Source organism: Terriglobus sp. TAA 43, from assembly GCF_000800015.1.
Taxonomy (GTDB): Bacteria; Acidobacteriota; Terriglobia; order Terriglobales; family Acidobacteriaceae; genus Terriglobus.
Genome location: NZ_JUGR01000001.1, coordinates 3,191,718 through 3,205,000, shown reverse-complemented (window position 1 = coordinate 3,205,000; position 13,283 = coordinate 3,191,718). Strand labels below are relative to the sequence as shown.

6 protein-coding genes are annotated in these 13,283 nt (G+C 56.4%); 4 read left to right on the top strand and 2 right to left on the bottom strand.

Annotation, left to right across the window (positions count from 1 at the left end; translation table 11 throughout):
• Positions 1 to 276 precede the first annotated feature (276 nt).
• Positions 277 to 1,137, bottom strand: coding sequence for a hypothetical protein (locus M504_RS13545; protein ID WP_156993755.1), 861 nt, complete (start codon positions 1,135 to 1,137; stop codon positions 277 to 279).
• 957 nt (positions 1,138 to 2,094) lie between these two features.
• Here M504_RS13545 and M504_RS13540 point away from each other — a divergent pair.
• The 4 genes from M504_RS13540 (at position 2,095) to M504_RS13515 (ending at position 8,960) form a co-directional block, all read left to right on the top strand.
• Entirely contained in the window at positions 2,095 to 2,661 is a 567-nt protein-coding gene (locus M504_RS13540) for an ECF-type sigma factor (RefSeq protein WP_047492263.1), read from the top strand.
• Between the two features lie 35 nt (positions 2,662 to 2,696).
• Positions 2,697 to 5,810, top strand: coding sequence for a protein kinase (locus tag M504_RS21385; protein WP_052200719.1), 3,114 nt, complete (start codon positions 2,697 to 2,699; stop codon positions 5,808 to 5,810).
• Between the two features lie 69 nt (positions 5,811 to 5,879).
• Entirely contained in the window at positions 5,880 to 6,242 is a 363-nt protein-coding gene (locus M504_RS13530) for a hypothetical protein (protein ID WP_047492261.1), read from the top strand.
• Positions 6,243 to 8,108: 1,866 nt separating this feature from the next.
• Positions 8,109 to 8,960 carry a hypothetical protein gene (locus M504_RS13515; RefSeq protein ID WP_052200718.1) on the top strand — a complete coding sequence of 284 codons (852 nt, stop codon included), beginning with the start codon at positions 8,109 to 8,111 and terminating at the stop codon, positions 8,958 to 8,960.
• 627 nt (positions 8,961 to 9,587) lie between these two features.
• On the opposite strand, the gene M504_RS13510 is transcribed toward M504_RS13515, so the two are convergent.
• A complete protein-coding gene (locus M504_RS13510; RefSeq protein ID WP_047492252.1) occupies positions 9,588 to 13,280 on the bottom strand; it encodes a hypothetical protein in 3,693 nt (1,230 codons plus the stop codon).
• Positions 13,281 to 13,283: the final 3 nt, after the last annotated feature.

Here is a 13,283-nt window from a genome sequence, read left to right as displayed (position 1 = left end):
CCACAGGCTCTAACTAGTCCCGTATTGGGAATTTATTAAGGCTCCGAATTATCGATTGATAATCGTTTAGTTGGATAGATAAAGACGCAAGCTTCAGAACGAGTGGAAGATTGAATGGTCTCATCACACTTCGGGAAGTTCTTCGGCTTTGCTTAAATCACGACATCCACAAGAACTGAATAATCCGCTCCGCGGAAGTGGCAGCAGAAGCATTAGTTTCTGCTACCACCGATGACGACGGTATTACCTTTGCACGCAGATAGCCCGTGGCAGCACCTATGACGGGCCGACTCCGAAACTAATGGCGAGCATGAAGCCTGGCTTCCACGTCGTCACCGTAGGAACTGCCGTGAGCGATCCCTGAGGCGTCGTGTTGAGCGTGAAGCCAGGTGCGAGGGTGGTACGTTGGCCGAAATCAAGAGCCGGGGTGAGAAACAGGGTCCGTCGGGCGAGAGAAACCGAAAGACCTCCGAGAAAATCGCCAGTAGTCGTACTCGAAGTGGAGGTCAAACCAACTCCGGCGGTGGCAAAGAACTCCACGGGTTTATCCCACCGAGAGCCTGAAATGCTGACGTTGTACATCAAGGCGTAAAGAGGTAGGCGATCATTCTTGCTGCTCATCCCAACGACTTGATTGTTGGCGTTGTCCGTGGGGACAAAAGAGTACGTTGGATTGGCGAGGAAAGATATACCGATGCCCGTGCTTGCAATGGACAATGGGTTGCAGGTATTGGTCGCTAGCTGAAGATCAGAACTTGCACCTGTCGCTGAGGAAAGGTCGATAGAAGTGAGAGTGATCGTATCCTTGCGTCCCTTGCCATACCACTCACGGCAGCCATCGATAGGGATCCTGTACAGGAGAGACGCAGACCCGGTAATCATCGATAGTCGATCACGCCAGCGTCGATTGGACTGATCGACTTTCAAGAGGTCGGAATAAGTCTGTGTCACGACAGCTCCAGCACCGTTTCCGACGTTCCCGGTGGCATAGCCTGTCGCCTCAGAGATCAAGGCGTCCAACTGCGCGGAGAGTGTGGTATCGACCGCTTTGTTGTCGGGATTCTTCAGCCAGGTGAGGAAGCCCTGCGAGCTCCTAAGCCGGCCTAGGTCGTCCTTATCCGAATTGAGCTGTGCCATCTCATTCTGTGCTGCTTGAAAGGGCCATGCTTCTGCTCCTTCTCGGTGACAAGAAGTTGGCGGGAGGATGACGTCTGATGCGTAGACCGTGTTGTTACCCGACGCGAAGGCTACGAGCACGGTCGCCTCCCTTTCGGTGAGAATGGCATGAGAAAACAAGGCGAGCTTGTTCCCATAGCATGACTGTTCATCTGCAACCATACGAATGATCTCATTCACCAGATCACGTGTCCGGTTGACAGCCACGCGATGCGTTTCGATATGACCTCTATAGAGTCGCCAGCAGGCAAAGGCATCCTCGGATCTAATTGCAGCGCCGGGGTCGGACGGACAGTTTGGCTGCGCAGCGGGTATCTTGGCCTCTGTCAGGGGTTTATTACCATCTTTTCCAGATTCTTCGGTCGTTGGGGCCGAGTTAGAGGCGCCTACCGTCGGCTGGGACGAAGGCGTGAATGCGAGCTGGCTCGGCGGGGTTGCTGCTGCGATGGGAGACGTGGATGTTTTCACGTTCGGGTCGAACCGAAAGAAGTTGTAATACGGTATCTCGATGCCTGGTGAGCCAACGAGAGAGGCACTCGCTGCAGGTGGCCCGCTCACAGTCCAATAGGCTTTCTGGGCTCGGGCGCACAACGATGTAGCCAAGATGAACGTTGCGACTGGGAACAATCTCTGTTTCATTCTTCCTCCTGATACATAACGTTCTCGCGATCGACTACCAAATCTGTCTGTACCAATGAGCGAGAAGCTTGGACCGAATTTCTCTACCCTTGGCACGGAGCGTTCCGATCTGAGTGCCACTGCGAGATAACTGTTTGTTCATGAAGGCGCAGGCACGAAGCGATAAAGGACATGGAGCCCCTGCGCCTGAGGAACAAACCTGTCGGCTATTGCGGACCCAAGATCGACGACTCGGTGTTATGATTTCCCGGAAAAATACAACGCTCAAGGGCATGCTGCATGGACAGCGGGCAGTCGGAAATCACTCAAGTGCTTCGTTGTCTGTCGAAGGGGGATGACCGTGCTCACGAGCGGCTCATGCCGCTCGTTTATGTGGAACTACGCCGAATCGCAGCAGCCCACATGCGGCGGGAACGGGCCGATAATTCTTTGCAGCCGACCGCCCTGGTACATGAGGCGTACCTCAAGCTCGTGGGGATGGAACGGATCCACTACAGCGACCGAGCTCATTTCTTCGCGGTGTCTTCACGGTTAATGCGGCAAATTTTGCTCGATAAGGCACGGCGCGACCGTGCAGACAAACGCGACCGAGGTCTCACACTGATCTTGGCTGACGACGACATGTTGGCTGCGAAGCAACGCCCGGTTGATTTGATCGCGCTCGACGATGCCTTGCTCGACCTTGTGAAATTGGACGAGCGAAAGGCGAAGATCGTCGAGATGCGCTTTTTCGGTGGCCTTTCTGAGGAAGAAATAGGGTGCGTACTCCAGATTTCTTCCCGCACAGTGAAGCGTGATTGGAGAGCGGCACGCGCGTGGCTTTATAACGCGTTGGCCCATTCATAGGAATAGCAATTGCAACTCCGGAGCGTTAACTGGCGATGCAGAGCAGTCGTTGGGAAATCGTAAATCGGATCTTCGACGAAGCGGTCGGGCTTTCTCCCGAACTGCGTAGAGATTATCTGGCGTCGATTACCCATGCAGATATTTCGCTACTCGAAGAGGTGGAGGCAATGCTGCGCGCCGATGAGGAGGCGAGTTCCTTTTTAAAGGAGCCAGCATTTGCTCCGTTCGTCGAGGCTGTCGCAGAGTTTCACGATAGAGTTCCTCCTGGGGCGGTGTTTGCAGATCGCTTCGAGATACGCCGCTTCATCGCCGAAGGCGGCATGGGCCAGGTGTATGAAGCTTTCGATCTCGAGCTCGGCATTGCAATTGCGCTCAAACTCATTCGTGACCAGTTCGACCTGTCTGCGGAAGCGCTGGATCGTTTCCGTCGCGAAGTCACCCTGGCGCGGCGTATCACGCACCCAAATGTCTGTCGAACGTATGATGTCGGGCGTGCGCGCAGCCGGGGGCTGGACATCATCTTCTTCACGATGGAGCTGCTGGACGGGATTACATTGCGTGAACGCCTCGGCAATGGAAAGCCAATACCCGTTGAAGAAGCGCTCGTGATCGCTGGAGAGGTAGCCGCCGGAATCGAGTGGGCACATCAGCTTGGTATTGTGCACCGCGATCTCAAACCCGCGAACATCATGATCATGCGGAAATGTGACGGCGGCAGGCGGGCCGTGGTCATGGATTTCGGTTTGGCGAGGACGCAGCGGCCAGCGTTAGACTCCAGCAACTCGCGTTTGCTTCCCGAACTCTCCCGGTCACTTCTTCCCATCGGAACGTTGCCGTATATGGCACCGGAACAGATTGAAGGGTTGGCTGCTTGTCCCGCCACAGATACATACGCGCTGGCGATCATCATGCTAGAGATGGTTTCTGGGAAACGAGTTTTCGGAAGCGCGAATCCTCTCAGTGGAATCGGCGACAGGCTTCGAGGCCACGTTCCGTTGGCCACGCTCCTTCCTGAGGATGCACCGGCTCATTGGGTGGAGGTATTCACAGAAGCGCTTCGACCCAATCCGGCGGAGCGGACGATGTTGCCTAGGCAGCTTGTGAAGTCGCTGGAAGCTGCTTCGATCGTTCCACATGCAGGTGTGGCAGCAGGGTCTAGTCAAGACATGACGCTCGCGATGCAAACGCCGCCGAGTCGTCGACGCGCGATAGCAATGGGATTCATTGCTATTGCATTCATATCGATGGCCCTTTTCATCTGGCTGGGACGCCTTGTAAAGACAGAGAGACCATCCTCAGTCGCTCAGGGGGCACTTGTGTACGTGGCACCAACTCAAGACGATCGAGTTTCCCAGCGGGGTGGTGCTTTCGACGAACTACTTCATGCAGCACTCACGCAATCGACCCAAATTCGGTTGCTCGACAGAGACCGACTGTTGGGTGTATTGCGCACCATGAATAAGAGGGACGACGAGCAGATCGACACTCCTACGGCACGCGAGATTGCGATGCGTGCAGGCGCGGTCCGGATCATCTTTCCTTCGCTTCGCAGCGACAGTCATGGAGAGATGCTCGAGATACGGATTGAACAGCCGGACCAGTCTCCGCATCGAGCCCGGAGTGCTTGGAGCCGCAGTTTTCCATGGTCACCCTCCGTAGTTGGGGAGAAAATCAGTCCCGGGGTGCTCGAAGCGGTTCGCTCGGCTGGCGATTGGATTCGAGCGAAATCAGGAGAGTCGTCCGAAGATATTGCGCGTCTCGATGTGCCGCCGGAGGATGCCACCACTTCTGATTGGGCTGCGTTGGAGGAGTACACGCGCGCAGACCGGGCTTTGGATGCTCGACAACGAGAGGATGGAATCCACGCGCTGGAGCGAGCGACAAAGATCGACCCGCATTTCGCGCTGGCCTTTGCGCGACTAGGTGATCAACGAATTGCAGCCGGCCAACTTACCGAAGGCCTTGCTGCTTATAGCCAAGCTATTAGCACGACAGATCGGGAACGTTTGACGCGGCGAGAAATGGATCGGGTGCGTGGCATGTATGCGCTGGATACCCTTGATCACCTCGCGGCAGAAGAGCAGTTCCGAGATCTAACGGCCTTTTATCCGAACGATTGGCGCGCGTGGTTCTATCGCGAAGGTCCCCTGTTAAGGCTGGGTCGGACCGCCGAAGCAATCGATTGCATGAAGAGAGCATGGGCACTCCGTCCGGGTGACGCATCCATCGCCTTTCATCTCGGATTCGACATGCTAATCGCTGGGGATGCAAATCAGGCACGAATCTGGGCCAAGGCCATGCAGAAGAGTGAGAGCAACCTTCTGTCGCATCAACTCCTAGGGCAAATCGACGCGATCGAAGGCAACGAGCTAGGCGCACGAACGCACTTTGCCGCGGTACGTCAGCTCGGAGGTGCGGAACAAACTTATTGGAGCACGCTTCTGTTGAGCCATCTCGAGGCTGAACATGGCAGATTTGGTTTAGCCGCGGAAGTACTCACGAAAGGTGAAAGCGAGATGTTGGGGGGGGACGGGGGCAATAGAGCTCGGCTTCAATTGCAGCGCGCGGCCTTGGTCTGCATGCATACAGAGGGACACGGGTGTGTATCAGACTTGGCCAAAGCACTGGGGCAGGATCATTCGCCGGAACCGCTCCGGATCGCGAGCATCGCTTTGGCTCAATACGGCACTCGCTCAGCAGGTGCGGACGTGACTGCAGCCGAAAGGCTGCTGCGCAGAATGCGTCGCGATCTCCCGCTCGACCAACCTGGCCCTTTATTCGTCATGGCACGGCTGCAGATAGATGGCACTCTCGCTCTACTAAAACACCACTGCGCGATAGCGCTCGATGATTTTCGCAATGAGGACAGAATGGGCGATGTGCTGGAGTCTCGAGTTTATCGCGGCCAAGCAGCGGAAGCATGTGCCACATGGGAGAAGGATCCGGTGCGTGCCGCCTCTTTCCGAAAGGAAGCAGCAGAGAGTTATGCACGCGTTGCGTTTCATCCGACGTCGGTATGGTTCCATGCAAGTCTGTTGCCGCCCGGTGCATATACAGACCAATTAGAGCGTTGGATAAAGCTCGCGTCTGATGGCGATCGGCGCAAAGCCGAGGCACGAACTAGACTGGCAACTTTCCGACCCCGTTAAAGTTTGGTGGGCGTTGCCGAAAGAGCGCCCATCCAGAGTGAAACAGATCAAGAAATAGGAGGAAACAAAATGGCGATCGTTTACGAAGACATGCTCAAGGGCGCTGCCCCACGACCTGGAACAACATCGATCCGACTCGACGATGACAGCGCAGGCTACTTGATGAAGGCATGGCTGCTGGTCATCACAAATCCTGCGCTCTGGCGGCCCGTCTTGAATGGGCCCGCTTCCGATGACGATCTCAATCGCTTTGCGAACGGCATCGGTGTCGACCGAATAGTTGTCGATAAGGTGCTTGCTATGGCTCAAAGCTCTCCGGGAAGCTATCAGGACATAAACCAGCAATGGTTGGAGCTGACCCGCGGTAGCGGATATCCAGATCAAGCCTGCCTGAGCTCGGTCGACCAGCTACTGAAAGCGATCAGGCAATAGCGTCCCCTGCGACAAATGCGGGCAGAGTTTTTACTTAATAAAGCGAAAATCATTTCTACTTACCTACAGGGAGCATTCATGCGCTTGCCAACGCCATGTGCCATTGTTTTCCCCGTCGTCTCTGCCGTAATCCTCGTCGGCTGGGTGGGCTCCCGTTCTGCTTATCATGCTTCTCTCAACCGGGTTGTCGCCGCCTCATCGCGCGGCGATGATCCTCAAGTGTCACTCCGAAAACAAGGCTGGGATATTCTCCAAAGAGTCCTCGAAACGGGGAGCTCCGTCAATGCTGATGGGATGCATCCGCCAGCGTGGGAACAGAGTCCAGAACTCTGGTTTAACAAATGCGACCTTGGTCTGCTGGGTAACAGGCAGTGCAAGAACCTTGATATCCGAAGTCCCCAACCTGTGGCACCCTCATCGAGCAACCCATGTGTAAAAGCAGGTGATGCGGCCGGGAACCCTGGAGGGGGGACTGGCATGGTCATCACGCAACCGGCGCAGTTGGAAGGAGCACACAGTGGGACGCGAACCCTTGCGACGATTCTGTACAACAAGGCAGCGGCCTCCTTTATCTCAGCAAGACAACTGCAGACACCTCAGGGGCTGTCCCTGCTCGCGCATGGAGTCCGAACTGCCGACTGTTCATCGGACTTTCCTCCGGACGCCATCATCGTAAAGCTAATTTGGCAGCCTGTGTTGCACTCACAGGTTTGGGTTTATGACTCGGAAAAGCTCGCTGATTACCTTCGAGGAGGAACACTCGGCCAGTTGCCTCCTACGTCCGGTGCGGGGTTTTGGACCGCGCTCAAAGTGGCTATCAACGATTCTCCTTGTGACAAGAACGGCGGAACCGCTGGGACGGTCAGCATTAGCTGCTTTTATCATAAGGACGTAAGGTGCAGCGATATGAGAGTCGCGCAGCCTGCCACGGCCTGCGATCAGGGCGAGATAACCACGCTCGTACTTTCGGGCATGCACGTCATCACAGCGGATCGTCCCACTTGGACTTGGTCGACCTTCTATTGGACTCTGTCCCCCTCGAAGGACAATAGGGGCTCCGGGGCAGAACACGTGGAGCTAGACTCCCCTTGGGACCACTACGCGATGGATATCACCTCTATGACCGCGTCGGGCGTTCCCGATCCAGCTGTTGCCTTCAATCCCTATCTTGAAGGTATACAGTCCGGTGGTTTAACGAGCAACTGCGTAGTGTGTCACAGCACGGCACAGGCTACGGTGTCGGGTAGTTCTGTGCCGACCCACATGTTGTGGAGCTTGGCAAACGCGCAAGACCCCATCAAATTAAATACTGGAACATTCTCGGTGAAGGTGAAGCCGCGTTTGGCCGGAGCAGCAGTGACATCGGCTCATTTGCCTAGCTCTGCAAAATGAATGCAAGTAAGTGGACGACGCATGTCTCGTCTTTCGACGAATTGCCGCCTTCTTCTATAAACCGCGAGTCCAGTAGGAGTTGAGGCCAGTGTGGTTTTACTCCCAAGCATTTAGGAGGCTTGAGTGGGAACCTTCGCCAACAATCAGCCTTCCATTCAACAGGCCACAAATTAACATGCTGATGAGATATTGGCTCGTCGACGAACTGCCCATCTGGCCCGCGTTGCCGCTCTCACGGTTCTGATTGATCGCTCCAATGCGATGCTTCAGAGTCTTGTACGTGACGCAGTTCCGAGAACGTTCACTGGATAGATCTGCGGGGGACTTTGTCGAATGCTTGGTGGGCGAATCAATTGCACCCGAGGAGCGCAATCCGCTCGATCTAGGAAGTAATGAATTCGCTTACATCGCTGCCAAGTTTCCTGCCGTACTAGAGCACTTCCATAGATCATTCGTTGTTGCAAGGAGAGATTCATGTCATTGATACAAATCGGTCTCATCGACGTGTCCGGCCAGATAGACAAAGACCTTATGCAAGCAGCCTCCATCGCATTCAATCTGCAGGTCACACGCGATCTTCCTCAGTTCTGGCCGGTCACGGCCACCGTCATTTATCTTCCGGACCCAAGCAAGCTTCCGGTAGGAATTTGGCCCGTCCGACTGGTGAAGTCGCTCCCTCCAGGCGAAGGCGGCTTTCATGCGGATATGCATAAGCAACCCTACGCGCAGGTCGTCGCCTCGAAGAACGATCCAAGCTGGACCATCGATGCTAGTCACGAAATTCTAGAAATGCTCATCGACCCATATGGGAATCGGATTCAGTCTTCAGTAGCGATCGAGGTCGTAGATGGACAGATTCGAGATGGAACCGGCCAGTTTGGCTATCTCGTCGAGGCGTGCGATCCGTGCGAGGATAACGACCACGCTTACACGATCAACGGTATAGCAGTGTCTGATTTCATCACCCCTCGCTTTTACGATCCAGTTGCCACTCTTGGGACACGCTACAGTTTCACTGGATCACTAACGAGTCCTCGTCAGATCCTCCCCGGTGGTTATATTTCGTGGGTGAACCCGGAGACGAACGAGTGGCAGCAACTCCTCTATGTCAATCCCGACGAGCCTCCCACAATTATGGATATCGGCCCTGCCGATCAGGCTAAAAGCCTGCGCGAATGGATCGATAGTGTTGAGTCCTCGCGAAAGATCAACCGGGCAAGCCGAACATCTTCGACTCTGAAGAGCAACGCTCTCTTCGATTACTCGTCTCTGCGTGTAGCACAGCTAGATCGCATCTCTCTGATCAGAGCCAAACTATACTTGTAGCATTCGCGCCTATAGGACAAAGTAAGGGGCTGTAGCCAGAGGCAACAGTCCCGTTCTATCTATTTATGTATGGCCAATCGGGCCGTCGGACAGAACCGGCCGTTTGCGAGTGCCGCCACTGCCACCTATACCTTGGAAGCCTGATCGTTCACGTCGCTTCGCGCAGTGTGCCCGATTCTTAGGGAGACCCACGAATGCGGAGTAATCATCATGAAAATGAATGCGCCTCACCTAACGACGATCGGCTCGATCCATCTGGCGATTGCATTCAGGTGTTGAACGAACTGCCTGCCGATGTCGCGGGCTTCATTCTCACCGACCTCCCTATCTAGTGAATTGCCGAGACAGGACGGGACCGGGCATCAAGAATGATGTGCAGAGCGACTGGCTACGCCCAGCAATCCCTGTTATTCCCTGTTCAGTGACTGGCGAAATCCGGTTATTGCCTAAGGGCGCGGCCGTAGGCCCACTCTGACTGGCTAAACGTCCCATATACCCTGTAAAAATCCCTGATCAAACGTTCCAAACCAGAGACAAGTTTGGCTAGGACTCTTCCCACCGCCACTTAGTCTGAGTTGGTTTCTCTCTCCAGCGTCCGTGACCAAGGCTCACCGAACGAAACCAAAGCTATGTTCCGTTCAGCGTTGCGTCCACGCTGTTCTTGGCGGTTGTGCGGCGCAGCTTACTCCAGAGATTGTCGAAGGTGAGTGCGGAGTCGAAGCCGTTGGGGTTCCATGTATCGCGATCGGAAGCACTCGGGCCATTGTCCGCGCTTGTCGGATAGGTGAGTACCGTGGCTTCTCCCGTGGGAGTGAAGGGACCCGGTTGTCCTGGCAGGGTTGCGGTCACGCGGCTTGATCCGCGTTGCACCAGCAGGTTGATTGCCTTCACCATTTCCCCGGGATCGTCGGGAAGCTGCGAAAGCGGGATGCCGAGCCTGCCAGCCATGAGACGACGCCGGAAAGTACGCACCTCTTTCGGCCTTCCATCTTCGAGCCTGTCGTCAAAGACAGAGACTGCCAGCGATGAATCGAAGCTGAGTCCGCGCCGCCACAGGTGTGTTGTACCGGTAAGCGCATAGGCATCATCCACAACGACTGTTGTGGAACAGATACGCAGCGAACGACCGGTTGCGGCCGATGGATAGAAGACGGCCAACCGGTCGTCTCCCACGGAACGACGCAGCGCGTCGAGCGCGTCCAGCATCATGGCCGTGCGCACATCTTCGATCGGCTGCGGTGTTCCGGAGACCATGTGCAACGGCGCGCAGACGATGATGCGCAAGCCACTCCGAATCGTTGCCTGTGCAACCAACGTTGACCAGATGTTGATTGGGTCGGCACCGGTGCCAGTTGGCCCGGATTCTCGGTTGTCCAGCGCTGGTGTTTCGATGTAGACAAAGTTTTCGGCGCGAGAGAATGCTGCATTGATCGAGAAAGCAGCTTCGCGCAAACCGAACGCGCTGGCCTTGATGCGGCGGTCGAACGCACGCTGCACGCTGACTTCGTTTGGCTGGAGTCCATTGAGCGCGTTGTTCACCGGACTCTGCGCTGCGGAAGGCAGAGAATTCACAGCCTGATTGAGCCAATTTTGCAGTTGGGTTGAAACGGTTCCGCTCAGCGGATACAGCCCAGCAGCAATGGCTCCCTTTGCAGCAAAGCCGGCTCCTTCCCCTTCTACTCCGGGTGCAATCGTGCGCAGGACAGCAGCCCAGACACCGTTGTCCGCGGGCGGCGTTGAAGAAATCGTTGGCAGTAGAGTGGTGGCTGCTTCCGCCAGCAGCAACGGTGTTGAGCGGGCCACCAAAGTCTTTTCATCCGCGTTTAACCCTGGGAAAAATGAGAAGCCAAGACCAGCCGTGCGATCACGCACAGCTTCAACAATGCCGATAGCAGCATCGCCATCGAGACGTGCACCCGTGCCATGTGTCTCTGCCGTTGCCGGAGCGTTGGGATGCGCTGCATCGTGCGTGAGCAATTCGTGGTGGATGCCGAGTCCCGGTGCGCTGGCGATTGCGCCGGAGACAGTAGCTCCGCTCAGGTTGCTGCATGCCACTTCAAGCCGCTCCATTGTGGCTGAAGGACCACCTGGAGCAACGAGGCTTGCTGCTCCCACGCGTGGGCAGACGTCTACCGTGCAGATGCTGCCCAGGTGATCCAACGAATCGCCGGTGGTACTGTTGCTCGGAGCCGGTTCACCGTTGGGAGAGAAGCGGTCAGGAATGGATTTGAAGGCAGGCTGCGTCAATTCAATTGCGTCGCCTGCGGCAAGGTTCGCCACAAGCGTCGATGTAGCGAAATCGGCGGTGGCAAGTGTCGATGGATCGACGATGGCGAAGTTTCCACTGCCCTGATCCACCACCACGTTCATACCAGCGAAGAATTTTCCGCCAAGCGTTGCGCCTGTTCCGCTGTCCGCCGTTTCGCAGAGAATCCAGTTGGACGAAGCTGCAAGAGTTGCAGGTGTGTTGCTCGCGGGTGGCGAAGGACGGTTGAAACGTTTGTCGGCATACGTGCGTGAACCATTGGCCGTAACCAGCATCGCAGTGAAGGCAGCGGGTGCCGCAGGACTGATCGTGCCCACGTCCGGCAGCGTGGCTACAACGTGTGCCTTGCCATCGGCACCCACGCGGCCTGAACCACCATCCATGCGCACATGTACACCGACGACATCGTCAAAGCCCTCGGGCCACACGCGAACCCACGCATTGGCAAAGGCCGTGCCCAGATTGAATTCAAAGAGTACGCGCTGCTTTGTCGTAACACCGGCTGACTGCAGATGTCCTCCCGTCAGCGCATGTACAACGTAAAACGGTACAGTCGACCCATCCGAGTTGATGTCGAGTGGAATTTTTGTTCCTCCCGGCAACGTGGGCAGCGCTGAGGCTGTGTGAAATGCATCGGGATCGGTTTCGCTGCCAGGCTTGAACGGCAGCGCGCCCAGTCCACGCGAAACGGTCGAGGTAACGAGTCGACGCGGTGCAGCAGCGGCAGTAAAAACGCCGAGCAACGCACTCGTAGCCGCTTCGATCGTGGGTTGCAGTACCGCATCGGCATTCGTGGCACGTGCAACATTCACGCGTGTCGAGGCGCGGTTCTGATCGGCTGCGCGTTTTTCCATCGGAGTCGAAGAATCGGTGACGGACGTTGTTCCGCGCTCTTGCCCCACCAGAAACTGCTCCACATCCACTGCCGCAACACGCACAAAATCGCGCTGAAGAAGCTTCGTGGATGTTGTTGTGGTTCCCACCGGCCCACCCGGCCAGATGGCGAGCGTGCTTCCGTACTTACCGGATGGCAACAGCGCCACGCGAGGAACCGGCGCGTCATCCACGTTCGAATCGCTGGCTGTGCCAAAGGCAAAACTCATCCCGCTACTCGCGTTGGACGCGCTGCAAATCGCAACCGTACCGTCCACTGCACCCGTAACGTTAAGCCGTCCGTTTAGCAAAGGCGCAGCCAATGCGCCTTCATGCGGATTGACCAGGTGTACGGTGAGCTTTGCGTCCGCTGCGCAGACCACCTGCTGATCGAGCGGCGTCGCCGCTGGCCACACATTCGGAGCCCACAGGTTGGAGAAGACAATTTGCCCAAGATAAGTCCACCATGCAGCCACGGCGCCGGGATCAATCGCATGGCCTCGGGCATCGAAGGCCCAGAGCGTATACGTGCCCGCAGGCAGGTTTTGCAGTACCTTGTCCTGCCCTGTTCCTCCACCGAGCGGCAAGGTGTACTCACCCGCACGACGCAGATCGGCCATGGGCGAATCGCCATTCGTAAGTTGACCGCCCTGCAATTTAAAGCCGAGATACTCCGCGCGATCATCGCCGGTAATGGAAGCATCAGGCGATGGAATGACCGATACGATCTGGTCGAGCGGCGAAGCACCCAGAAACGAATCAGGAAACTCAATGGCAAACCAGCGCACACGGGCACGTGTCGCGGCAGTTCCAGCCGTTGTGGGAACAGTTACCGGAGGGTTCGCATCCACCGGCGGCACGAAGAGCATGAGAGCATCAAGCCGCTCTTCCACTTCGGGCAGAAGCTGGTAAACCGCCACTAGGTGATTGGTGCCGAAGGGCGCAGCCCCCTGTGCATTGCGCAAGGTGGCAATCGATATCGGCAACTGCGATCCGCCAATGTAAAGGCTGAGCACGCCCGTTGCTGGCGGCAGCCAATCTGTGCTCGCGGACAGTGTGAAGCTGGCAGAAAGTGAATCGCCGGGCGCGGCAATCGTAACGCTGGTGGAGAACCATGGACCCAGCGCAGGCGACGAGAGGTTCAGGTCGGCGAGGTTCGCGGGGACGAGTGCAGTAGGCATGGC